We start from the raw sequence: 24,902 nt of genomic DNA, 5'->3' as shown, positions 1-24,902 counted from the left end.
CTGCGCTTAGAAGCGCGTGTTGATTTCAAGCTGCAAGACATCGATGTCGTACGGCGCGCCGTACACCGCTTCGGAACTCAACCAACGACCGGTGGCGAAGACGTTGCTCGCCAGGCCATAGTTGCCGCCCAGGAAATAACCCTTGGCATTGGTGCCCCCCAGATGGAATGACGAATCGTTGAAGCCGTCTGGCAAGGCGTCCGGCTGGATGTACTTGTAGCCGGCGAACAGGTTCCAGTCGCCCTCACGCTTGAGTTCCAGGGAGTTGCCAAGGGTGAACTGGAGCATCCAGGCGTTGGCGCCGCTTTCCACCTCGCCATCGCTGTCCAGGTTGTTGGCAAACTGCCCTGCGGAGCGCTTGCGCATCTCGCCTTCGTCGTAGCCCAGGTTGTGGACGTAGTGAGCCTGGCTGCGCAGTTTCAGGTCTTCGGGCAGATCCGTGTCCCACGCGAAGTTCAGGTCCAGCAGGTTGAATTCCGAAGCCAGGCCGACGTATTGCGGCTGTGGCGTGGTCGACGGGTTGAGGGGGTTGGGCGTGATGTCGCGCAGCAGGAACACGGTGTTGCCCTTCTGCATGAACGCCACCCGCGAACCGTCGCTGTCGCAACCTGGATCACCGGCCCAGGGCTGGCACGGCGAGGAACGCTGGCCTTCGATGTCGTCGAAGCGGTAATAGGCCAACGCGCCCTTGATCCGGTTGCTGTCGTTGATGGCCCAGTTGGCCCCCAGTTGCGCACCGTACAGCCACTTGTTGTCGCTCTCTTCCTTGTCGCTGCCATTGCTGGTGCTGGTGTCATTGGTGTACTCCACCGGGAACGCGCCGACGGTGCCGAACACACCCCAGTCCTGGTTGAGCTTGTGGTTGAAATTCGCCGCCACGCCATCGAAGTTCAGGTCGCCGGAATACAACAGGTCGGTGGAGAAGAACGGGTTGGCGAAACGCCCGCCGGTCAGGGTCAATTCGTCCGAGGGTTTCCAGGTCAGGTAGCCCTGGTCGAGCCAGATGTCTTTTTTGCCAAAGCCGCCACCGAGGGTCTGGGTGGTGGACACCGGGTTGTTGTCCGAGCCGGTGCCGATGCGGATGCCCGCCGTCCATTGCGGGGCAATCACGGCCTTCATGCCCAGGCGGGCACGCAGGCGGAACAGGTTTTCCCGGTCTTCGCGGGTATTGAGCAACGGCGGCAGGCTGGAACTGCTGTTGGGGTTGACGTCGTAAGGCCCCTTGTCATTGAGCCGGGCGAAATCGACGATTTCGTTGCTGTTGGTGCCTGAGTAATAGCGCGACTCGTCCCGCAGGCGAATGTCGCCATCGAAACTGATGCGTGAGACCCAATCCGGGAAGGTGTTGGGCTGGGCCCAGTTTTCCTGCTTGGCGGTGGCCATGACTTCGGCCTTGACCTGGTCGCGGATCTGCTCACGCACGATATTCGGCACGTATTGCACACGTACGTCCCCCGGCGCACCGGCAGGCGTGGCGGCGACTGCCGTGGCGGCTTGACGGGCCTGCACGGCTTCCCGTTCGGCCTGGGCGATCAAGCCATCGGCCTGGTCCTGTTTCAACACGCCCTGCTGCACCAGCAGGCGGATCAGATTGATCGTGGCGTTTTCCGAAGGCGCCGGGGCGGCGGCCGCATGGCCGGCCAGGCTCAGGACCACCAGGCCGATCGCCCACGACAATCGATTCACATTGGAAATCATCTGCACACAACTCCTGTTGGCAAACTTTCAAATAGTCGGTTAACCCGGCCGCCGTCCCTGCAAGGACAGGCGCACGGGCAAAGTCAGGGAGGCCGGTGGCCGTTCACTCAAATGGGGCGCGGTACGCAGGGCGGCGATCACTTGCTCATCCACCTGCGGGTTGCCGCTGGACTTGACCAGCTCGACGCGGGTGATCTCCCCCACCGCGCTGAGCCAGACATCGGCCTGCAGCGAGAACGCCAGGCTGCGCAGGTCGGGGTTTTCCCGCAGCAAGCGCTGGAAGGTGAACGCCAGGAACTGGCTGTAAGTGCCATTGCCCAGGCGCCCGCCCCCTGCCCCGGCCATGCCGCCGCCCTTGCCGGCACCGATGTTGAACGCGTCGTTGCCGGACTGGGCATCGCCGTCCATTTGCATCGGGTTCGCCAGGTCATCCACCGGCGACGGCGGCGCTTCTTCTTCGGGCTTGACCTCTTCGGGTTCCGGGGTCGGCTCTGGCTCGACCACTTTCTCCTCGACCTGGGGTTCCGGCTCCTTGGGCTTCTCTGGCGGTGGTGGGGGCGGAGGCGGCAGCGGGATGATGGTCGGCACCTTCGGGGCTTCGCGGCGCACACCACTCATGTCGTTGGCCCACTGCCACAGCAACCAGGCCGCGACGGCGCCCAGCAGCAGGCCGGCGGCCCACTTGAGCAGGCGCAGCGGCGAAGTCTTCACCGGGGGCGGATCGATGGGAAGTCTGGCGGTCATGATCAGCCCTGGCTCGGTTTGCCGGTCACGAGACCGACCTGGGACAGTTCCAGGCGCCGCAACAGATCCAGCACTTCAATGACTTTCTGGTACTGCACCGTCGCGTCGCCGCGCACGATTATCGGGAAGTCCGGGCTCTGCGCCTTTTCGATGCGCAGGCGCTCTTCCAGCTCGGCCAGGGTCACCGGGTAGGCATCGAGGAACACCTGCCCGCCATCGTTCACCGAAATCGCCTTGGTCTTGGCCTCGGACAACGACACCGAGGCACTGGCCTTGGGCAGGTTGATCTGGATACCTGACACCTGGGCCGTGGCCGTGAGGATGAACATCACCAGCACCACCATGAGCACATCCACCAGCGGCGTGATGTTGATGCTGTCGACCGCTGCATCATCGTCGTCATCGTGTGAAGCGTTTACGCTAGCCATGGCGACTCCCTCAGGCCGGTACGGACGATTGGATGTGATGACCGCGACGATGTGCCGCTTCACCGGACTGGCCTTCGCCGTGCATCTCCGCCAGGCGCGTGATGAACTCGTCGACAAAGACCCGCATGTCGGCGCTGACTTCCTTGTTACGGGTGATCAGGCGGTTGTAGCCAAACAACGCCGGGATCGCGACGAACAGGCCCATGGCAGTGGCGAGCAATGCCGCGGCCATGCCCGGGGCGATAGCGTTGATGTTCACGTCGCCGGCCATGGCCGTGCCGAGGAACACCACCATGATCCCCAGCACAGTGCCGAGCAGCCCGATGTAGGGCCCGCCGGCGATGGCGTTGGACAGGGTCGAGAGCTTCGAACTCAGCGCCTGGTTCTCACGGGTGCGCACGCCATCCATCGAGCAACGGATCGCTTCGATGGTGGCCGCTGACACCGATGAAGTGTCAGCGCCCTGCTCACGGCGGGTGCGGATTTCCTTGACGGCCACCAAGTACAAGCGCCACAGCGATGAATGTTGCAGGCGCTGGGCGAGGTCCTGGTCGTCGGCGAACATCTCCAGGCGCGTGCCGATCTTGGCGAACTGCTCGCGGAAGGCTTCGTTGGCGGCACTGAGGCGGCTGACCATGCGGTTCTTGCGGATCATGATGATCCACGACTGGAACATCATCAGCACCAGCACCCCGATGATCACCCAAGCGTCGAGCGGCACGGCGTTGAGCAGGAACCCCAGGCTGCCGAAACCGAAGCCGGACTGCTCTTCATCGACGCCGTAGGCCACCAGTTTCGATTCGGCGCCCTGGGCATTGGCGTCGGCCAACAGCAACGGCGCCGGGCGAGCGACCTTGGACAGGCGCGCTTCGTCCATGGCACCGCTGAAAGGTGCGAAGGCTCCGGTGGAGACATCAGCACCCAGGGCGATCGGCGAATTGAACGCCGGCATCGCCACCGCCAGGCTCGCGGTCTCACGCCCGTTGACGTACAGCACGACCCGGTCGCCCGAGGCGGTCAACGCCAGGTGCTGCCACTGACCGGGGTTCAGCGGCTGGGTCGAGACCGCGCGCTGGTCATTGATCGCCACGAACGGCACACCCTGGTTGACCCCAACCAACAGGCTGGTGGCGGCTTCGCGACGGGCCAGGATCACTTGTTCGCCACTGGCCTGGTCCTGGCGCAGCCAGGTGCTGAAGGTGAACGCCGCGCCGGCACTGTGTTGCAACGACGGACTGGCCGGCAACAACAACGGCTGGCCGTTGAACTGCAAGGCCCGCCCGATCACGCCGTCGATGCTCACGCCGGTCGCGCCCTGGGCATTGTTGCCGTAGGCCGTGGTATCCCGGGGCGGTACGCCGGTGGCGCCATCGAAGTGGTACAGCGCGGTGTAGTCCGGGTCGAAAGTCAACTGGCCGCTGCTCGTGGCCGGCGCCTTCTGGTTGCCGTAATACATCCACACGTCCTGGCGCTGACCGCCCTCCACACTCGGCACGTCGACCCAGATCAGCGCCATGCCCATCAGCGGGTCGAAGCTTTCGATCTGGTGATTGAGCACGGTCTTGTCGTCGGCACTGACGAAACGCAAGTCCGAGCCGTCGTCCTTGACCCCGTCGAAGGTGAAGTTGCCGGTGTGCAAGCGCACCAGCAACGCGGTGCGGCCCAAGGCCTGGGCGATGGCGGCGCCCTGGGGCGTGGTGTCCACCGAAATCTGTTTGCGATAGTGCCAGTCGTCCTGCCACCAGGCGTTGGCGGTCGCCGGAAGCACCAGCCCCAGGCAGATCAACAGGGATAACAATAAGCGTTGCATGGACATGACTCCTGGGTTCAAAACGTCGCTTGCAGGTTGAAGTGCAGGCGCGATTCCTGTTTCGAGGTGTTCGGCCCTTCGAGTAGCGGATAGCCCCAGTCGAGGCTGCCGGACAGCCATTTGCTCAGACTCGCGCGGGTGCCGAGGCCGACGCTGGCGAGGCTGTAGTCGGCTTCCTGGTCGGGCAGTTCGTCACGCAAATACAGCTGCGCGCCTTCGGCGAAGGCATAGAAGCGCCACTCCTGGACATAACTGCCGAGGAACTTGGCCAGGGACGGGGTACGCAGTTCCTGGGACAGCAGGTAGCCGTCGTCGCCGGTGCGCTCGGCGGCCAGGTAACCGCGCACCGAGGTGGCGCCACCGGCGGAGAATTGCTCGTTGGAAACCAGCGGCCCAGAGGCCAGTTGGAAGGCGGCCTTGGAGGCTGTCTGCCAGTCGTTGCCGAAGGTGAAGGTGTAATTGCCGTCGCCCTTGAGCACCGCGAAGCTGGGGCTGGCGCGATAGCGCTTGTAGTCGAACGCTTCGTCGGAGCTGCCATAGCCCAGCAGGCTCCGGGTACCCGCCACCAGGCTCAAGCCGAGGCCCAACTGGCTGTTTTCGGTGTAGCGAAAACCGTTATAGGCGAAGGTGAACGGCGCGTACTTGAGCGGCGCCTTGTCGCTGGCACCGCCCAGGTTCAGCTCTTCCTCGAAGTCCTTGAAATCCACCCCGACCGAAAAGCTGTTGGCCCATGCCCCCGTGGACGGCAGGCTGTAGATCGCCGACACCCCGTAGGAATGCCCTTTGCCCAACACGTTACTGCCGCCGACGGTCGCCACGTTGCTGTCGGATTGGTACCCCGAGAACTGCACACTCCAGCGTTCGCTCAGCGGCGCGGTGTAGGAACCCGACCAGACCTTGGCGTTTTCGGTGTCCTGGGGCGCGGTGAAGAAGGTCAGCGAAACGCTGTGGCCCAGTTGCCAGAGGTTGTTGTAGCCCAGGCTGGCGACCGTGCGCAGCTTTTCGGTGTCGGCACTGTAGTCGTTGTTCAGCCCCAGGCTGGCCTGCCAGGGGTCCTGGTCTTCGACTTGCAAATCCACGTCCATGGTCCCGGGGCGCTGGCCTTCGCGCACCAGCGGCATGACCTGGCGTCCCGGGGTCTTGTTCAACTGCGCCAGCTCTGCCTGGACCCGGGCGAAATCGGGCACCTCGCCTTCCTGCAGCGCCGGCACGTCTTCACGGATTTCAACGGGCGAATAGTGCTTGGCCCCTACCACGCGCACCCGACCGATCTTGGTTTCGCTGACCTGCAGGTAGACGATGCCGTCTTCGACTTTCTGCTCTGGCAGCTCGACGAATACCGATTGATAACCGCGGGCCTGATAGACTTTTTGCAAGGCTTCCCGGGCGCCTTCGATGTCGCTCAAGGCCTTTTGCGGCCCCAGGAACGGGTACACCGCTTCCTCGATGGCCCGGGCATCGAGCACGGTGTTGCCGCGCACGAAATACTCGTTCACATCTACCAGGCGCGTCGGCGCCGAGTCGGCCTCCTGCGCGCCTTCGGCGGCAAAGGCCGACGGCCCCCCGACCGCCAGCAGCAGCCAGCCCCACAGCGCCGGCCGCGATTTGAAGAAATGCTCCACACCACCCCCTGAATTCAAAGTACGGCTCAATTGCTTATGGTCGATGTTGTGGCGTGCCGGGCCAGCCAGGTGTGCAGAAGCGCGAAGTTCAAGGAGAACTCCGGCATTTGCAGCAAGGCGCCACAGAACACTTCACCGATGATTTTCTCGATGAGCCGCACCGCCCGCGCATCGCCCAGCAGCGTGGCGAGGTCTTTGCTCAGGACGTTGAAGCTCCAGACCTTCTGGTTCAGGTCCAGGCCGACGAACCAGCGGAACAGCAGGTTGTAATTGAGTTGTTCGTAGAGTTGCTGCTCGCTGGGCACCGAATAGAGCAGTTGCAGCAGGAGGATGTGCATGGCGGTTTGCGGTGCGATCAGCATCTGGGCACTGGCGTTGAGGCCCTGCAGCACATCGCGATGGTCATCCAGCAGATCGTCGATCTGCGGACGCAGCAAGACCAGTGAATGGCCTTGCGGAATGTAGCTGGACACCTCCTTGAGCGCGCCCTGCCAGTCATCCTGGGAAACGATCCAGACCCACGGCGCGCCGTAGCGATACACCGAGACCGGCTGCTTGCGCGCCGCCTCGACGATCTTCGACAGCCGCTGGTCAAGCTCCTGCATGCCCACTTTCGAATAACGTTCCATAGTCCCCATCGCCTCACTCCCGGCTTCGCGCCCCGGCTCCAAACGACCTGAAAGGTCCCCTCGAACACGTCACACAGGCATGACGGGAATGGCGATGTGCTACCGAACTTTTGTCATGAAAGCTTCATTTTGGAGAGTAAGGAGGGAGTGCCCTTTTTGTGGGAGCGAGCTTGCTCGCGATAGCAGTGGATCAGTTGGCGGTGATGTCGGCTGGTCAGCCGTCATCGCGAGCAAGCTCGCTCCCACAAGGGTTCTCGGGTGGAGACAGGGTTTGTATCCACCCCCATTCCAGTGTGGGAGCCGAGCTTGCTCGCGATGGCGGTGGGTCTGTTGGCGATGATGCTAGCTGGTCAGCCGTCATCGCGAGCAAGCTCGCTCCCACAAGGGTTCTCGGGTGGAGACAGGGTTTGTATCCACCCCCATTCCAGTGTGGGAGCCAAGCTTGCTCGCGATGGCGGTGGGTCTGTTGGCGATGATGCTAGCTGGGCAGCCGTCATCGCGAGCAAGCTCGCTCCCACAGAGGTGCTCGGGTGGAGACAGGATTTGTGTCCACCCCTATTCCAGTGTGGGAGCTCGGGTGTTGGCGAGAAAGCCTGTGCCTTTACTGGTGCTGCACCTGCACCATCGAGCTCACCTGCACCCGCGCCTGCATCTGTTCCGCCCCGCCACCCCGGCGCATGCCGCGTACCGGGCAGGCGTCGAGGTAGTCCAGGCCGATCGCCAGTTTCAGGTGGCGATCGGGAAGGGTCAGGCGGTTGGTCACGTCGAAGCTGTACCAGCCATCGTCCAGCCAGGCTTCGGCCCAGGCGTGGCTTGCCAGGTGGCTTTCATCTTCGGTGCACAAATAGCCGGAAACATAGCGCGCTGGAATACCCAGGCTGCGCGCGCAGGCCAGGAAGGCGTGGGTATGGTCCTGGCAAACCCCCGTTCCACCGGCAAACGCCTCGGCGGCGGTGCTGTTGACCGCGGTCGTGCCGGGGCTGTAGGGCATCCGCGCCGCCAGGCCGTTCATCAAGTCGGTCAAGGCCGACCGATCGCGTCGGCCGGCACATTGTTCGACCGCGAAGGCGCTGAGGTTCTCATCCGCCTGGGTGAGGCGGCTGGTGCGCAGAAACGGCAGCGGTGACTGAGTGTCCGGTTCCATCGCGATGGACTGATGGATTTCCACCTCGCCATACGCCGTCAGCACCAAGGCACCGTGGGGCTCGTCCATGGTCATCACGTGGAGGATGTTGCCATAGGGGTCAATCTGGCTGCGCACCAGTCTCGGCAGTTCCAGATGCCATTGCAAGATGCGCTGGCGCTGGGTGTCCCGGGGCGTCAGGCGCAGGAACTGGATGCTGGTGCAGACTTCATCGGCGTAGCTGTAAGTCGTGTCGTGGCGTATGGACAGTTTCATACGACCTCCAGATAAGACTCATGGACGGTCTGGCCCAAGTGGCGGATCTGACCAATCAGGTCGGTCAACCATTGGTGCAAGCCCGACGCCAGGATTTCGTCGATCCCGGAATAGCGCAGGCGCGCATTCAGCTCGGCAGCGAGGCGTTGGGCCGGCCGGCCGTTGTTGCCCGGCAAGCTGGCGAGGATATGGTCCAGCTCCTCGATACAGGCATGCAGCGAGCGTGGGACGTCGGCCCGCAACAGCAACATCTCGGACACCTGCTCGGCATTGGGCGCGTTGCGGTAGATCTCGTTGAACGCCTCGAACGAAGACAGCGCGCGCAACAAGGCACTCCACTGGTAATAGCCGCGGGCCGAGTTGTCGCTGACCTCTTCCGATTCCTCGCCGAACATTTCATAGCGAGCATCCAGCAGGCGCAGGGTGTTGTCGGCCCGTTCGATAAAGGTCCCCAGGCGGATGAAACAGTAGGCATCGTTGCGCATGATGGTGCCCGATGTCGCGCCACGGAACAGGTGCGAACGCTCCTTGACCCATTCGCAGAAATGGCTGATACCGTAGCGCCCCAGGCCGTTGCTGGCGATGTTGCGCATTTCCAGCCAGGTGGCGTTGATGTTTTCCCACATGTCGGCGGTGATGCGCCCGCGCACGGCATGGGCATTGGTCCGCGCGGCTCGCAGGCAGCTATAGATACTGCCGGGGTTGGTTTCGTCCAAGGCGAAGAAATGCAGCATGCGCTCGGTGTTGAGCGCGTCATAACGGGCGTTGTAGTCGTCCAGCGTACCGGCCGCCAGCAGCGACATCGCCAGCTCGGCATGGCCATCGCTGCGTCCGGCCTGGGGCATCAGCGACAGCGAATAACTGACTTCGAGCATGCGCGCCAGGTTCTCGGCGCGCTCCAGGTAGCGGGACATCCAATAGAGGTCCGAAGCAGTTCTTGAAAGCATGTCTTAGTCCTCCACTACCCAAGTGTCTTTGGTGCCGCCGCCCTGGGACGAGTTCACCACCAGCGAGCCTTCACGCAGCGCCACGCGGGTCAGGCCGCCGGGCACCAGGCGCGTTTCCTTGCCCGACAGCACGAACGGACGCAGGTCGATGTGGCGCGGCGCGATGCCGCTCTCGACAAAGGTCGGGCACGTGGACAGGCTCAAGGTCGGCTGGGCGATGTAGGCTTCGGGACGGGCCTTGAGGCGTGCGCGGAAATCTTCGATCTCCGCTGCACTGGCAGCCGGCCCGACCAGCATGCCGTAGCCGCCGGAACCCTGGGTTTCCTTGACCACCAGATCCGGCAGGTTGGCCAGCACATGGGACAGGTCCTGGGGCTTGCGACACTGCCAGGTGGGCACGTTCTTCAGGATTGGTTCTTCAGTGAGGTAGAAGCGGATCATTTCGTCGACGTAAGGGTAGATCGACTTGTCGTCGGCCACGCCTGTGCCGACCGCGTTCGCCAGCACCACATTGCCCGCACGGTAAACAGCGATCAGCCCGGGCACGCCCAGCATCGAATCGGGGTTGAACGACAGCGGGTCGAGGTAGGCGTCGTCAAGGCGACGGTAAATCACGTCCACCTGTCGAGGGCCGGCGGTGGTGCGCATATACACGTGGTCGTCCCGCACGAACAGATCGGCGCCCTCCACCAGTTCCACGCCCATTTCACGGGCCAGGAAGGCGTGTTCGAAATAGGCACTGTTGAAACGTCCCGGCGTCAGCACCACGGCGGTGGGGTTTTCCAGGGGGCTTGAGCTCTTGAGGGTGTCGAGCAGCAGGTTCGGGTAATGATCGATGGGGGCTACGCGCTGGGCGGCGAAGAGCTCGGGGAACAGGCGCATCATCATCTTGCGGTCTTCGAGCATGTAACTCACGCCGCTAGGCGTGCGCAGGTTGTCTTCCAGCACGTAATAGCTGCCGTCACCGTCGCGAACCAGGTCGACACCGGCGATATGGGCGTAGATGCCCCGGTGCAGGTTCAGGCCCTGCATCGCAATCTGGTAGCCCTCGTTAGCGAGCACCTGCTCGGGCGGGATGATCCCTTCCTTGAGGATGTGCTGCCCATGGTAGATGTCGGCCAGGAACATGTTCAGGGCCTGGACCCGCTGGATGCAGCCACGCTCGACCATCTGCCATTCACTGGCCTTGATGCTGCGGGGAATGATATCGAAGGGGATCAGGCGCTCGGTGCCCTGCTCGTCCCCGTAGAGGGTGAAGGTGATGCCGGCCCGATGGAACAGCAGGTCGGCTTCGCGGCGGCGTTGCTCCAGCAGTTCAAGCGGGGTGTCCGCCAGCCAGCGCGAGAAGGCTTGGTAATGCGGGCGGCAGTCACCCTTTGCGTCATACATTTCATTAAAAAAAGCGTGGGGCATAGCCAACTCCCAGCCGCGTTCTACACGGCATTTCTTATCACTTCGTCATTCCGACGGTTCGGCCTTGCCTTGCTTTAAACCCTGCTTGATTGCGTACGGTCCTGGAATTGCCCTCTGTTGCTCTTCATGGATGGCGTGTCCTGGCCTGAAAGGCCGGGTTTTCAATACTTAGCAAAGGGTGTGCCTAAGCGTGACGGTGTCACGTACTGAATAGAAGAAGCATTGCAAAACCCCAAAAAGGCGAAATTATTTTTCGATCTGGCGACATGAATAAACATAAATGCTAGCGCCCTTAGTCTCGAGCGCTGGCTTGAGCGGCCCTTGAGCGGGTGAAATGGGACAACGACGCCCCACAAGAGGGAAGTTTTTACTCATTCGTCCGCGGCTGATCCTTCAGGCGCCGCGAACAACTCCAGGTGGCGCGAACCTGAACGCACTGCAACGTTGCAGGAACATGCACGGATTCATACCCTCGCCCCACCTTGAAGCAGCCAGACCGTTCACATCAGCTCATCCATGACCGGGCAGTGATCGAACCATCGGCGATTTCCAAGGGCCTACTTCCTCGGGACCTGTCGCTGGTTGCCCGAAACAATCAGATGTCTGTGCACGAAGCGTAGACCACTTCCCTCAAGGTCGCGGGCAGGCTCGCTCCCACAGGAGCGGTGGCGTCTCGGATATTGCATACGCCACAAGCCCCATTGTGGGAGCGAGCTTGCTCGCGAAAGCGATGCATCTGTCACAGAGAAGCTGAATGTGTCGTCGTTTTCGCGGGCAAGCCCGGCTCCCGTGGGAGGCGTGGAGGCCTGGTCGCCAACAATCGTACAAAAAAATGCCCGGGATTCAGCCCGGGCATTTTGCATTTCAGCAGCAGAATCAGAACGTCACGCTGGCGCTCAGCTTGGCGGTACGCGGCTCGCCGACGTTGACCTGCAACTGGCTGCCGGTGGAGGACGGGTAGTACTGCTTGTCTAACAGGTTGTCGACGTTCAACTGCAACGAGGTCTTGTGCCCCATCACCGGCGCCTCCCAGCGCAGGAAGGCGTCGGCGACGGTGTAGCTGCTGAGCCAGAATTCGTTGGCCTTGTTGGCGGCGCGTTCGCCTACGTAACGCGCACCGGCACCGGCGTGCCAGGCGCCGAATTCGGCTGGAATGTTCAGGTGGTGAGCGAGGTACAGGCTCGCGGTGTGTTTGGGAGCGTCGGGTAGGCGATGACCTTCGTCGTCCGGATCGTCCAATATTTCTGTGTGGGTGTAGGCGTAAGTGCCGATCAAGTCCCAACGGTCGGCCAGGCGGCCAGTGATGTCGAGCTCCAGGCCTTGGGAACCCACCTTGCCAGCGGCTTCTGCGATGTTCTTTCCGCCGACTACAGTGGTTGTTACTACATTCTTTTTGACGATATCGAACAAGGCGAGGTTGATATTCAGCCCAGGCATCGGGTCGTATTTGGCACCCACTTCATAGCTACGCCCCTCTTCCGGTTTGAAGGTGCTGAGGTTGTCGTCGACGGTATCATTGGGCTTGAATGAACGGCTGTAATTACCATAAAGAGAAAGGGTCTCGGCAGCTTTATAAACCAATCCGAGGAATGGAACGAAGGCGTCGCCATTATCGTCGCGAACCCCCTCTCGCTTGATCATGCCTTGTTCGGCGAATTGGTCGTAATGCTGGTAGCGACCACCGAAGACCAGTATCCAGCGATCATCCAGATGCCAGTTGTCCTTGAGATAAATGGAGCTGGAGGTCAGTTGGTTACTCAGGTTGCTCTGTTTTGCATTCAGCTTGCTGGGTTCTGCCAACCCACCATAAACCGGCGCAGTGATGTCGAACCCTCCTTGCGCATCCCCACGGTAGGTCTTGCCACGAAACTGATCGGACACTTGATTATCGACGCCAACCAACAGGTCATGGCGCTGGCCGAACAACTCCTGCTTACCGATGAAATCCCAACTGGCGTAGCGCGTTTCGTCATCGTAATGAGCGCCGTTGGATTTTCTGCTCAGTTGATTTCCCGTCAAATCATCGGGCTGCGCAATCGAAAGACTGTACCGATCATTGTTCCAACCATAGGTAACCCGCGTTTTCCACGCATCGCTCAACTCATACTCGAACCGCGCCGTCGCCGTTTCGCGAATCCCCACGCTCTTGGCCCAAGGCTCATCAAGACGCTTGTCGTAATCGATGTCAGCCGGATGCCCATTGGTGAACATCGTACCCCGGTCAAACGGATTGGAGTATTCGTTGTACTCATAACTCAGGTTCAACGAGGCCCGCTCACCCGTCCAAGCCAGGGACGGCGCCACCAGCGTGCTCTCATTGACGCCGTAGTTGCGCCAGTAGTCCTCGTGGCCGCGCTCGGCAATCAGGCGATAGGCCAGGCCGGTATCGCCCAGCGGCCCGGTGGTGTCCAGGGCCATGGTGCCGCCGCCTTCGCTGTAGGCCGAGCCGCTCAGCGTGGTGCTTTGGGTGTACTCCGGTTTCTTGCTGATGACGTTGATCAGGCCGCCGGGCTCCAGCGCGCCGTACAGCATCGAGGCCGGGCCCTTGAGCACTTCGACGCGGTCGGTGGTGGCGCTGAAGTTATGGCCCAGGTTCGAACGCACGCCGTCGCGCAGGATCGAACCGTCGTCGTTGGTGCCGAACCCGCGTTTGACCAACGAGTCCCTCGAGCCGCCCAGGGTATTGCCCTGGCTGACGCCGCTGACGAACTTCATCGCGTCGTTCAGCGAGCGCACCTGGTAGTCCGCCAGGGTCTGCTGGGTCACCACGTTGATCGACTGCGCCTCTTCCTTGATCGGTACATCGCTCTTGCTCGCCGTGCTGGCTTGCGACGTCGTATAGCCCTCGTCCTGAGTGACACGACTGCCCTGGATATCCGTGGCCGGCAGTTCGACAGCGTCCTGTGCCCACAACGGGCTTGCAATGAAGCAGCAGGACAGGGTTGGCAACACACACTTGATGAAGACGTTGCGATTTGCGAGGGGGGTGGAACGATTCAAGACGCGCACTCATGGAAGGGACGTTAATGAGAGCAAATATACTTTGAGAATCATTCCCAGTAAATCTTTTGTATCAAGTGATGATCACCCCAACCCCCTGTGGGAGCGGGCTTGCACGCGAAAGCGGTGTGTCAGTGATATTGGATTAACCTGACACCACGCCTTCGCGAGCAAACCCGCCCCCACAGGGTGATATCAAATCGCCTCACCGCCCTAAAGCTTTGGCGCTCGCGGTCGAATGTATTCCATTAAGAGATTTTTTTGCCCAGGAGCAGCGGCATGCAGACGTTGAAGGACTTGTACGAGTCTATCGAGATGCAGTTTTTCGATACCCTCACCAAAAAGCTCTCGAGTCTTTTCCTGTTGGTGCTGGTCAGTGGCTTGTTGTACTGGGTGGCCGTCAGCGCCCGCGCCGAGATCCTGCTGCTGTTGCGCAACGCGCAGTTGGACGGTGCCTTGCTGGGGCAGATCGAAGGCCGGCTCGACAGCCTTACCCATGCCCTGCTCTTCGGCGCGGTGCTGACGCTGGGCATGATCAGTTTCATGGTCTGGTATTTCCGCCACCTCATCGTGCGCCCCGTCACCGCCATGACCAAGGCCCTGGAAGAGATCGCCAACGGCGAAGGCGACCTGTCCAAGGACCTGCCACTGGTGACCCACGACGAGATCCGCGTGCTGGCCGGCACCTGCAACCGTTTCCTGGCCAAGCAGCGGGAGATCATCAGCAATGTCCAGGCGCTGACTGTGCACATCGCCGTCGAGTCGGCCCGCTCGCTGAAGAACATCAGCGACTCCAGCGACAGTGCCACCCACCAGGCCCGCTTCGCCAAGGAAGTGATGGACCAGAGCAACACCGCCGTGGGCCGCATCGAAGAAGTCTCGCGCCAGACCCAGGGCATCTCCAGCACCACCGCCCAGAACCTGAGCATGGCCCGCGACTCCTACGCCGAGCTACTGGAAGTAACCGGCAACATCAGTGAGATTTCCAGCAACCTCGGTGAATTTGCCACCTTGGTGAGCGCCTTGAACCAACGTTCCTCGAGCATCAAGTCGATTGTCGGGTTGATCCAGCAGATCTCTGCCCAGACCAACCTGCTGGCCCTCAATGCCGCCATCGAAGCCGCCCGGGCCGGCGAAAGTGGCCGCGGCTTCGCGGTGGTGGCCGATGAAGTGCGCACCTTGGCACAGAATGTCAGCCGGGCCACCGACGATATCTCGCGCAACATCGACGCCATGCTCGAGGAAGTCAGCTCCACTCACGAGCAGACCACGCAGATCAGCCACAGCGCCCGGGAAACCCAGAAAGTGGTGGAGCGCGCGTCCGGCCATTTCGAAAGCATGATCGTCGATTTCGAATCCACCAACGGCAAGCTGGCGGACATCGCGACCCATATCCAGCAGTTCGCCGACAGCAACACCGGGATCAACGACCGGGTGACCCAGATTCATGCCGACAGCCAGTTGATCGACCAGCGCATGCAGCATTCGGCAACGGCCACCCGAGACCTGTCCGGCGTGGCCGAAAAGGTCCAGGCGCTGCTGGGCCGGTTCGTGCTCGGCCACGGCAAGCTGGACGCCGCCATTACCCGCGCCAGCGAGTGCCGCGACACGCTCCAGGTCCGCCTGGAGGCGCTGCAACGCGAAGGCCTGAACCTGTTCGATCAGAATTATCAACCGATTCCCGGTACCGATCCCAAACAGTACATGGCCAGCTACACCGAACGCTTTGCCCAGGTCTGCCAGGAAGAATGCGACAAACTCACCCGCAGCACACCGGGTGGCAAGGTTTCGTTCATTGTCGACAGCAAGGGCTACTGCCCGGTGAACAACAGCTGGGTCTCCAAGCCGCCAACCGGCGACCGGGTGGTGGATTTGCCGGTGTGCCGCAACAAGCGAATCTTCAACGACCCGATCGGCCTGCGCGCAGCGGGCAACGTCCAGCGCTTCCTGCTGCAGACCTACCTGCGCGATACCGGGGAAATCATGACCGAGATCGACGTACCGTTCTTCTTCGGCGGCCGCCATTGGGGCAACTTGCGGGTGGGCTTCGATGCGGCGGTGTTGTTGGCGGAGTGATCAACAGCGGAATCAAGCCAGACAACTACCCTGTGGCGAGGGAGCTTGCTCCCGCTCGGCTGCGCAGCAGTCGCAAAACCGGCTGATACGGTCGGCCTGAAGAACCGCCGGGGCCTGCTTCGCACGCCAGCGGGAGCAAGGGGATCTGTGGCGTAAGCAAATCCTGAGACCACCCCAAAAGCAACTGTGGGAGCGAGCTTGCTCGCGATGGCGGTGGATCAGCGACATCATCGTCAACTGAGCCACCGCCTTCGCGAGCAAGCTCGCTCCCACAGGACTACCTCAACCCAAGCGGTGCTTCAACAGCACTTGGGCCCACCCTTGCCTCCGTAACGGGCCTCCTGGCGTTCGCGAAAGAACGCCTCGTAGTCCATCATCGGTTTGTCCGGGTGCTGGGTTTGCATGTGCTCGACGTAGTTGTCGTAGTCGGGCATGCCGACCATCAGGCGGGCGGCCTGACCGAGGTATTTACCCAGGCGACTCAAGTCATTGAACATCGTTGCAATCCTCTATCAAGCGTCCGGCAGGGCCTGGAATGGCGCTTCTTTGTCCGTGCGTTCCTTGGTGCCCCAGGCGGCGATGCCGACCTTGAGCGCGTAGAACAGGATGCTGAAGACCACGAACAGGAACAACACCGTCAGCGTGGCGTTGGTGTAGGCGTTGAACACCACGTGCTGCATCTGCTCGATGCTCTTGGCCGGGGCCAGGATCTGGCCGGCGGCCAGTGCATCGTTGTATTTGCGCGCCAGGGCCAGGAAGCCGATCGCCGGGTTGGCGTCGAACAGCTTGATCAGGCCCGCGGTGGTGGTGCAGATCAGCAGCCAGGACGCCGGCAGCAGCGTGACCCAGACGTAGCGCTGGCGCTTCATCTTGATCAGCACCACGGTGGCGAGCATCAGGGCGATACCGGCCAGCATCTGGTTGGAGATGCCGAACAGCGGCCACAAGGTGTTGATGCCGCCCAGCGGATCGATCACGCCCTGGTACAGCAAGTAACCCCATAGCGCCACGCAGCCGGCGGTGGCGATCAGGTTGGCCGGCCAGGATTCGGTGCGCTTGAGCGAAGGCACGAACGAGCCCAGCAGGTCCTGGAGCATGAACCGCCCGGCACGGGTGCCGGCGTCCACGGCCGTGAGGATGAACAGCGCTTCGAACAGGATCGCGAAGTGGTACCAGAACGCCATGGTGTTCTCACCCGGCAGCACCGAGTGCAGGATCTGCGCGATCCCCACCGCCAGGGTCGGCGCACCGCCGGCACGGGCCAGCACGGTGGTCTCGCCGATGTCCTTGGCCACCGCTTGCAGCGCCTCGGGCGTGATGGCAAAACCCCAACTGCTGACGGTCTGGGCCACGGCCACCACGTCACCGCCGACGATGGCCGCCGGGCTGTTCATGGCGAAGTACACGCCCGGCTCGATCACCGAAGCGGCCACCATGGCCATGATCGCCACGAAGGACTCCATCAGCATGCCGCCGTAACCGATGTAGCGGGCGTTGGTTTCGTTATCCAAAAGCTTGGGCGTGGTGCCCGAGGAGATCAGCGCATGGAAGCCCGAGACCGCGCCGCAGGCGATGGTGATGAACAGGAACGGGAACAGCCCGCCCTTCCACACCGGCCCGGTGCCGTCGGTGAACTGGGTCAGCGCCGGCATTTTCAGCTCGGGCATGGTGACCAGGATGCCGATCGCCAGGGCGACGATGGTGCCGATCTTGAGGAAGGTCGACAGGTAGTCCCGCGGCGCCAGGATCAGCCACACCGGCAGTACCGCCGCGACGAAACCGTAGCCGATCAGCATCCAGGTGATCTGGATCCCGGTGAAGGTAAAGGCCTTGGCCCAGACCGGGTCGGCAGCGATTTGCCCGCCCAGCCAGATCGACCCCAGCAGCAACAGCACGCCGATGAGCGAGATTTCACCGATGCGACCCGGGCGGATGTAGCGCATGTAGATGCCCATGAACATCGCGATCGGGATGGTCGCCATCACCGTGAAGATCCCCCACGGACTCTCGGCCAGGGCCTTGACCACGATCAGCGCCAGCACCGCGAGGATGATGATCATGATCAGGAAGCAGCCGAACAGCGCGATGGTGCCGGGAATGCGGCCCATTTCCTCGCGCACCATGTCACCCAGGGAGCGACCGTTGCGGCGGGTGGACAGGAACAGGACCATGAAGTCCTGCACCGCACCGGCCAGCACCACGCCGGCGATCAGCCAGAGCGTGCCGGGCAGGTAGCCCATCTGCGCCGCCAGCACCGGCCCGACCAGCGGCCCCGCGCCGGCAATGGCCGCGAAGTGGTGGCCGAAGAGGATGTGTTTGTTGGTCGGGACGTAGTCCAGGCCATCGTTGTTGAGCACGGCGGGAGTGGCCCGGCGCGCATCGAGTTGCATCACGTTGTTGGCGATGAAGAGGCTGTAGTAGCGGTAGGCGACCAGGTAGATGGCCACGGCGGCGACGACGATCCAGAGGGCGTTGATGGGTTCGCCGCGGCGCAAGGCCACGACACTCAACGCACAAGCTCCCAGAACAGCCACGGCAAACCAGGCGAGGTGTTTAACCAGACGGGTTGTCATTGCGTGTCTCCTGCCGATATCCAGTGGATTGCGGCGATTGTTTTTATAGTGTGCCCCGGCTATTCGGAGCCGGCCCAATATCCCTGCAAGTCGTCAATAAATAAATGCGCAGTACTACGTACGGGCCATCTACGTAGTTCTACGTAGACACCCATCCCCTGTGGGAGCGAGCTTGCTCGCGATGGCATTGTGTCAGGCGACATCCCGGCTGGCTGATCCGACGTCATCGCGAGCAAGCTCGCTCCCACAGGTTTTATGCCTCACCCATGGGTTTGGCATATGATGCCGCCATTCGCCTCCCCGCCGAGCCCGGACAGGAGTACAGATGCTGCTCAAACACAAAATCGTCGCCCTTGGGATTTTGCCGCTGGTCCTGGCCATCGCGGTCATCTGCGCCCTGGTGATCTCGCTCAACCGCCAGTTGGGCGATCAACAGGCGCAACTGATCGAAGACAGCATCCTGGCGAGCAAGCGCGCCGAGCTGAAGAACTATGTCGAGATGGCGCAGAGCCTGATCGCACCGCTGTACAACGACGGCCAGGGTGACGCGCGGGCGCAACAGCAGGTCCTGGAAGAACTGCGCAAGCTCAGCTTCGGCATCAACGGTTATTTCTTCGTGTATGACCGCCAGGGCCGCAGCCTCATGCATGCCCGCCAGTCGGAATTGGTGGGGCAATACCTCTGGGACATGAAGGACCCCCACGGCCTGCCGGTCATCCAGGCGCTGATCAAAAGCGCCGAGTCAGGCGAAGGGTTCCAACGCTACGCCTGGAACAAACCCTCCTCCGGCCAGGTGACCGACAAGCTGGCCTATGTCGTGATGCTGGACAAATGGGGCTGGATGCTCGGCACCGGGATTTACCTGGAAGATGTCGAGCGCGCCACCCAACAGGCCCGTGACGAGGTCGCCCATGGCATCCACACCACCATGCAAGCCATCGCCGCGATCGCGTTGGTGGCGGTCCTGCTGGTGTTTGCCGGTGGCATGACCCTCAATGTCAGCGAACATCGCCTGGCCGACAAAAAACTGCAGCGCTTGAACCAGCGCATCGTCAGCTTGCAGGAAGAAGAACGCTCGCGGGTTTCGCGCGAGCTGCATGACGGGATCAGCCAACTGCTGGTGTCGATAAAATTCCAGTTCGAGCTGGCCAGCCACGTGTTGGAGAATGGCCAGGAAAACGGCCTGGGCATCCTGAAGAACGCCACCGACCGGCTCGGCGAAGCCATCGGCGAGATCCGTAATATCTCCCACGACTTGCGCTCGTCCCTGCTCGACACCTTGGGCCTGCCCGCCGCCATCGGCCAGCTCGCCACCGAATTCCAGCAGCGCAGCGGGCTGGAAGTGTCCTATCGAAGCAACGAATTCGATTGCCGCCTCGAAAATGGCGCCCCTGTCTCGCTATTTCGCATTGCCCAGGAAGCCCTGACCAATATCGAGCGCCATGCCGGGGCGAAAAGCGTCGGCATTACCCTGTTCGGCTCCAGCCAGTCCTTGCGACTGACGGTGGTCGACGACGGGATGGGGTTCAACGTCCCGCAAGTGGAACGCGGCCATGCCGGCATCGGCCTGCGTAATATCCGCGAGCGGGTCGAGCATTTCGGCGGACGCCTGGAAGTGACGTCCGTGCCGGGCCGCAGCGAGCTGGACATCCTGCTGCCCATGAACCTCTCGGTCACGGAAAACTGATGCGCGCCCACGCCAACAAGAGCACTCGTCGATGAACCTGCCTCCCGTGATTCGCGTCGCACTGGTCGATGACCATTCCCTGGTCCGCGACGGCATCAGGGCCCTGCTGTCGGTGATGCCGCAACTGGATGTGGTGGGTGAAGCCGAGAACGGTGCGCAAGCGATCGAAATGGTCGGTCGCTGCCAACCGGACCTGCTGCTGATGGACATCGGCCTCAAGGATAAGAACGGGCTCGAGCTGACCCGGCTGCTGGGCAAGCAATACCCCAGCCTCAAGATCCTGATCCTCAGCATGTACGACAATTATGAGTACGTGAGCGAGTCCGTGCGTTCCGGCGCCAGCGGCTACGTGCTCAAGAACGCGCCATCGCGGGAGATCATCGCGGCCATCGAAGCCATCATCAGCGGCGGCACCTTCTACAGTGCCGAGATCGCCCAGCGGCTCGCCACTGACCCGCACACCGACAATGAGCTGACGCCACGGGAAAGCCAGGTGCTGTACAAAATGGTCCAGGGCCTGAACAACAAGGAAATGGCCCGTGAACTGGACATCAGCGTACGCACCGTCGAAACCCATCGCCTGAGCATCCGCCGCAAGCTGAACATCGACAAGCCCGCAGCCCTGGTGAAATACGCGATCGACCATGGGATCATTTCTCGCTAGAGAAACCATTGTGGCGAGGGAGCTTGCTCCCTCGCCACAGGCGCCCCTTATCCAGCGTAATAACCAGGGTGTTCAAGATCATCCAACAACCCCGGGCCGCTTGGCGTCCAGCCCAGCAAGGCACGGGTGTATTCGCTGGACACCGCCATGTTCGCCCCCGCCATGTGGGCGAACCAGCCGAAATGCTCGCGCTCCCGGGATTCGACCGGCAACCCCAGGCCACGACCGATCGCCTGGGCAATGTCCTTGAACGGCACGGCCTCGTCGGCGACGGCGTGGTAGACGGATTGCGTCACCCCCTGCTCCAAGGCAAGCCGATAAACCCGCACGGCATCCTGTCGATGCACACCCGACCAGCAATGGCTGCCGTCGCCTGGGTAAGCCGATACGCCGCTTTCCCGGGCAAGGCGAATCAGGATCGGCACGAAGCCATGGTCGCCGAGGCCATGGACCGAGGGCGCCAGTCGCACCGTCGCCACACGTACCCCACGCTCGGCCAGGTCCCGGGCGGCGGCTTCGGACTTGCGGGGCGAGGCCGGGCTCACCACTTCCAGTTCACTCGCGCCCCGCGTCAATCCAAACAGACCCGACGTCACCAGCAACGGCCGGTCGGAGCCGCGCAACGCATCGCCCAACGTTTCGATGGCGCGGCGGTCCTGCTGGGCATTTTCGGCAAATCGCGAGAAGTCATGATTGAACGCCGTGTGAATCACCGCGTCCGCCGCCGAGGCTGCGCTGTGCAAGATCTCGAGATCATCCAACGTGCCTGGAATCACCTTCGCGCCAGTCGCAGCCAGTGTCGCGCCTTTTTCTTCGCATCGGGCCAGGCCCGTGACCCGATGCCCGGCGGCGATCAGATCCTGTACCACGGACGCCCCAACCCAGCCCGTGGCACCGGTAACGAATACGTGCATATGCAACGCTCCTGTTCTAAAAAAACGAGACCGAAAATCTTCTATAACCCAGCGAAGACTCAGGATTTGTATTGAACTTGTGCTTGCCGTCCTCTGAGCAGCATCAAGGCCACCCCGAAGGACAGCCCAACGGCAATGGCGCCGCCCAGGTAAACCGCACCGATGCCCCAGCCACTCGCCAACAAACCGGCCAGCGGACTGGTGATGCCCAGGGAAATATCAAGAAACGCGACGTAGGCCCCCATGGCAAGACCGCGTGCCTGCGGTGGCGCACGCCGTACCGCCTCCACGCCGAAGCCGGGAAACGCCAGGGAGTAACCGAAGCCGGTGAAAGCCGCGCCCACATAAGCCATGGTCGCGGTGTCCGCGCTCCAGATCAGCAGCAACCCAACGGTTTCGATCAATACGCAGACCAGGGCGACGCGAGCGCCGCCAATCTTGTCCGGAAGGTGCCCGAAAAGCAGGCGCGCAGCGATGAAAGCCACACCGAACGCCGTGAACGCCAAGGAAGCGTTGCCCCAATCCCTGGCCGCGAACAACAGGGCAATGAACGCCGTGAGGACACCAAAGCCGACGCTGCAAAACGCCAACCCCATGCCGGGAACCCATACAGCCCCGAGCATCGTGTAGAACGGTGTACGCCGGGTCGCCGTAGGGGCGACAGCGCGCACGCCCGCGACAATCGGCAAGGCCAGTAGCGGAATGAACATCGAGGCCATGGCAATGCCGGTGAACCCCCAGGCGCCGTTGAGCACCACGCCGAGCGGAGCACCCAGTGCGTAGGCCCCGTACATGGCGATGCCGTTCCAGGCCATGACCTTGCCGGCATGCTGCGCCCCTACCAGGCCGATGCCCCACCCCAGCACACCGGTGACAATGAGACTTTCACCAATTGCCAGCAGCACCCGACCGCCGGACAAGAGCCAGACCGACGTGACCGGCGCGGCAACGAACGCCAGAGAAAGCAGATAGACCAGCCCTGAAACCGCAGCTGTCACCAACCCGGTCATGACCGCGCGTTTGCCACCGCGCATGTCGGCAAAATTGCCGGCCCAGGCCCGAGACAACAGCGCCGCGGCGAACTGTGCCCCGACCACCAGGCCAATCACCAGCGTGCCCATGCCCAGCGCGTCATGCAGATGGAGGGGCAAGACAGGCAGCTGCATGCCGATCGTGAGAAAGCCGATGAATACGGTCAGTGTGAGCGGCAACAGCTTGAGCGCCGGATTGGCCTCGACGGCTGCCTGAGGCGCCGAAGAAGCGCCGAGATGAATATTGTCTTGTGTCATAACCCTACCCACGGAAAGGATGCGATGTGACGTTGAACGCTGCCTGCGAAGGCGACTAGAATGCGATCAATTCGTCGCATTCAAGATACGAATAATCCGTCGCATTTCCTATTCGCATTCCCTGCCGAGGTTCAAGCCCACATGTCCGAACGCCCAAGCCCGCAGATTTCCTCGCGTAAACAGCCGAAACAGGCACGCTCCACCGAGCTCGTCGCCGCGGTTCTGGAAGCGGCTGTTCAGGTTCTGGCGACCCAGGGCGCGGCACGTTTCACGGTGGCCCGTGTTGCCGAACGCGCGGGCGTCAGCGTCGGCTCGGTGTATCAATACTTCCCGAACAAAGCGGCGATCCTGTTCCGGCTGCAAAGTGATGAATGGCGGCAAACCAGCGACATGCTGCGCGAGATTCTTGAAGACACCCTCAAGCCGCCCTTCGAGCGCCTGCGTATCCTGGTGCAGGCGTTCATCCAGTCCGAATGCGACGAAGCCCAGATACGCGTCGCCCTCAACGACGCCGCCCCGCTCTACCGCGATGCCCCCGAGCACCAGGCGGCGCGGATGTCGGTGCAACAGTCGGTGGACGCTTTCATGCTGCAGGTATTGCCAGCCGCCCCGGCACAAACCCGCACCCTGGCAGGTGACCTGGTCATCAGCACGCTCAGTGCCGTGGGTAAGCGCTTTTCATCAGCGCCCCGCTCTCCCGTGGACGTTGCCATCTACAGCGACGCCATGGCCGATATGTTCTGCGCCTACCTGGGAAGTTTGCAGCGACGCCCCTTTGAGACCGCTGTCTGCTGACAGGTCGTCAGCCATGCTCCAGTGACAGCCTGCCAACACTTTTACTACACTCCCCGATCTTGTTTCCCTCCGCTACGAGACGTCCCCTCACAATGAAAACCATAACAAGCTCGATGACGTTCTGTGGCCTGTTGGCGCTCTCTTGCGGCGCCTTGGCCGAACCGGCACCTTCGCTGCTGGACCAGGTCCTGCAACGCGGCGAACTGAAGGTGTGCACCACCGGCGACTACAAGCCCTATACCTTTAAAACCGAAGCAGGCGAATACGAAGGCATCGACATCGACATGGCGCGCTCTCTGGCCGCCAGCCTCGGCGTCAAGGTGCAATGGGTGCAGACCACCTGGAAAACCCTGATGCCGGATATGGTTGCAGGCCAATGCGACATCGGCATGGGTGGGATTTCGGTGACGCTGGAGCGTCAGAAGAAAGCCTATTTCAGTACTACCCTGGACGTGGACGGCAAGATCCCGCTGGTGCGTTGCGAAGACAAGGAGCGTTACCAGACCCTCGAACAGATGAACCAGCCTTCGGTACGCCTTGTCGAGCCGGCCGGCGGCACCAACGAAGCCTTCGTCCGGGCGTTCCTGCCCAACGGCCAGCTCAGCTTCCATGACAACGTGACCATCTTCCAGCAACTGCTGGACAAGAAAGCCGACGTGATGATTACCGACGCCTCGGAAGCGCTCTACCAACAGAAACTCAAGCCCGGCCTGTGCGCCGTCAACCCGACCCGCTACCTGCAATATGGCGAGAAGGCCTACCTGCTGCCACGGGATGACAACACCTGGAAGATGTACGTGGATCAGTGGCTGCACCTGAGCAAGGCCAATGGCAGCTACCAGAAGGTGATTGGCCAGTGGCTGGCCGTTCCAGCCGCCCAGTAACCATTGGCTGAAACACCCCCCTGTGGGAGCGAGCTTGCTCGCGATGGCGTCAAGTCAGCCGCATTGATGTTGACTGACCCACTGCAATCGCGAGCAAGCTCGCTCCCACAGGGGGATCTGTGGCGTATATGAATCCTGGGCCACCCCAAAACAATTGTGGGAGCGAGCTTGCTCGCGATGGCGTCAGGTCAGCCGCATTGATGTTGACTGACCCACTGCAATCGCGAGCAAGCTCGCTCCCACAGGGGGAGTTGTGGCGTATGCGAATCCTGGGGCCAGCCCAAAACAACTGTGGGAGCGAGCCTGCTCGCGATGGCGTCAGGTCAGCCG

At 62.0% G+C, this 24,902-nt stretch carries 19 protein-coding genes; 5 read left to right on the top strand and 14 right to left on the bottom strand.

The features are described 5' to 3' along the window. Nucleotides 1-6: 6 nt before the first annotated feature. The 10 genes from J4E63_RS12520 to J4E63_RS12475 form a co-directional block, all read right to left on the bottom strand. Nucleotides 7-1,698: a putative porin gene (locus J4E63_RS12520; protein WP_103311312.1), complete on the bottom strand. Its 1,692-nt coding sequence runs from the start codon at nt 1,696-1,698 to the stop codon at nt 7-9. 39 nt (nt 1,699-1,737) lie between these two features. Then, the gene (locus J4E63_RS12515; RefSeq protein WP_192260159.1) at nt 1,738-2,442 is read right to left on the bottom strand and encodes an energy transducer TonB; all 705 of its coding nucleotides are present in this window, start codon (nt 2,440-2,442) and stop codon (nt 1,738-1,740) included. 2 nt (nt 2,443-2,444) lie between these two features. Then, nucleotides 2,445-2,870: a biopolymer transporter ExbD gene (locus J4E63_RS12510; RefSeq protein ID WP_072398773.1), complete on the bottom strand. Its 426-nt coding sequence runs from the start codon at nt 2,868-2,870 to the stop codon at nt 2,445-2,447. Nucleotides 2,871-2,880: 10 nt separating this feature from the next. Beyond that, entirely contained in the window at nt 2,881-4,680 is a 1,800-nt protein-coding gene (locus J4E63_RS12505; RefSeq protein WP_207282154.1) for a DUF2341 domain-containing protein, read from the bottom strand. A gap of 17 nt (nt 4,681-4,697) precedes the next feature. After that, nucleotides 4,698-6,302, bottom strand: coding sequence for a ShlB/FhaC/HecB family hemolysin secretion/activation protein (locus J4E63_RS12500; RefSeq protein WP_207282497.1), 1,605 nt, complete (start codon nt 6,300-6,302; stop codon nt 4,698-4,700). A 26-nt stretch (nt 6,303-6,328) separates the two neighbouring features. Continuing rightward, a complete protein-coding gene (locus J4E63_RS31265; RefSeq protein WP_060742202.1) occupies nt 6,329-6,931 on the bottom strand; it encodes a transposase in 603 nt (200 codons plus the stop codon). A 601-nt stretch (nt 6,932-7,532) separates the two neighbouring features. Next, entirely contained in the window at nt 7,533-8,330 is a 798-nt protein-coding gene (locus J4E63_RS12490) for a transglutaminase family protein (RefSeq protein WP_060742201.1), read from the bottom strand. Then, nucleotides 8,327-9,277: an alpha-E domain-containing protein gene (locus J4E63_RS12485; protein ID WP_003201699.1), complete on the bottom strand. Its 951-nt coding sequence runs from the start codon at nt 9,275-9,277 to the stop codon at nt 8,327-8,329. Before J4E63_RS12485 ends, J4E63_RS12490 begins: the two co-directional genes overlap by 4 nt. Before the next feature lie 3 nt (nt 9,278-9,280). Continuing rightward, nucleotides 9,281-10,690 carry a circularly permuted type 2 ATP-grasp protein gene (locus tag J4E63_RS12480; RefSeq protein ID WP_003201697.1) on the bottom strand — a complete coding sequence of 470 codons (1,410 nt, stop codon included), beginning with the start codon at nt 10,688-10,690 and terminating at the stop codon, nt 9,281-9,283. 876 nt (nt 10,691-11,566) lie between these two features. After that, nucleotides 11,567-13,651, bottom strand: coding sequence for a TonB-dependent siderophore receptor (locus tag J4E63_RS12475; RefSeq protein ID WP_404943333.1), 2,085 nt, complete (start codon nt 13,649-13,651; stop codon nt 11,567-11,569). 318 nt (nt 13,652-13,969) lie between these two features. Here J4E63_RS12475 and J4E63_RS12470 point away from each other — a divergent pair, with 318 nt between their 5' ends. Next, nucleotides 13,970-15,766: a methyl-accepting chemotaxis protein gene (locus J4E63_RS12470; protein WP_207282152.1), complete on the top strand. Its 1,797-nt coding sequence runs from the start codon at nt 13,970-13,972 to the stop codon at nt 15,764-15,766. A gap of 299 nt (nt 15,767-16,065) precedes the next feature. Here J4E63_RS12470 and J4E63_RS12465 read toward each other — a convergent pair whose 3' ends face one another. Together J4E63_RS12465 and J4E63_RS12460 are read right to left on the bottom strand one after the other, a co-directional pair. After that, the gene (locus J4E63_RS12465) at nt 16,066-16,263 is read right to left on the bottom strand and encodes a YbdD/YjiX family protein (protein WP_053187442.1); all 198 of its coding nucleotides are present in this window, start codon (nt 16,261-16,263) and stop codon (nt 16,066-16,068) included. 15 nt (nt 16,264-16,278) lie between these two features. Further along, nucleotides 16,279-18,339: a carbon starvation CstA family protein gene (locus J4E63_RS12460; RefSeq protein ID WP_207282151.1), complete on the bottom strand. Its 2,061-nt coding sequence runs from the start codon at nt 18,337-18,339 to the stop codon at nt 16,279-16,281. 325 nt (nt 18,340-18,664) lie between these two features. On the opposite strand from J4E63_RS12460, the gene J4E63_RS12455 reads away from it, so the two are divergent. Beyond that, nucleotides 18,665-20,026 (top strand): cache domain-containing protein, encoded by a 1,362-nt coding sequence (locus tag J4E63_RS12455; protein WP_207282150.1) that lies wholly within the window; start codon nt 18,665-18,667, stop codon nt 20,024-20,026. Nucleotides 20,027-20,057: 31 nt separating this feature from the next. Continuing rightward, nucleotides 20,058-20,690, top strand: a complete 633-nt coding sequence (locus J4E63_RS12450) for a response regulator transcription factor (protein WP_024619432.1) — start codon at nt 20,058-20,060, stop codon at nt 20,688-20,690. A gap of 47 nt (nt 20,691-20,737) precedes the next feature. Here the strand turns inward: J4E63_RS12450 and J4E63_RS12445 are convergent, their stop codons facing one another. Continuing rightward, a complete protein-coding gene (locus J4E63_RS12445) occupies nt 20,738-21,604 on the bottom strand; it encodes an SDR family oxidoreductase (RefSeq protein WP_207282149.1) in 867 nt (288 codons plus the stop codon). A gap of 59 nt (nt 21,605-21,663) precedes the next feature. Then, nucleotides 21,664-22,893: an arabinose transporter gene (locus tag J4E63_RS12440; RefSeq protein WP_207282148.1), complete on the bottom strand. Its 1,230-nt coding sequence runs from the start codon at nt 22,891-22,893 to the stop codon at nt 21,664-21,666. Between the two features lie 141 nt (nt 22,894-23,034). On the opposite strand from J4E63_RS12440, the gene J4E63_RS12435 reads away from it, so the two are divergent. Then, a complete protein-coding gene (locus J4E63_RS12435; protein WP_207282147.1) occupies nt 23,035-23,688 on the top strand; it encodes a TetR family transcriptional regulator in 654 nt (217 codons plus the stop codon). 92 nt (nt 23,689-23,780) lie between these two features. Beyond that, the gene (locus tag J4E63_RS12430; RefSeq protein WP_192263848.1) at nt 23,781-24,572 is read left to right on the top strand and encodes a transporter substrate-binding domain-containing protein; all 792 of its coding nucleotides are present in this window, start codon (nt 23,781-23,783) and stop codon (nt 24,570-24,572) included. Nucleotides 24,573-24,902: the final 330 nt, after the last annotated feature.

It is taken from the genome of Pseudomonas sp. FW300-N2F2, assembly GCF_017351655.1.
GTDB lineage: Bacteria > Pseudomonadota > Gammaproteobacteria > Pseudomonadales > Pseudomonadaceae > Aquipseudomonas > Aquipseudomonas fluorescens_AA.
The sequence above is the reverse complement of the archived record's forward strand: the minus strand, read 5'-3'. Positions and strand labels throughout refer to the sequence as shown.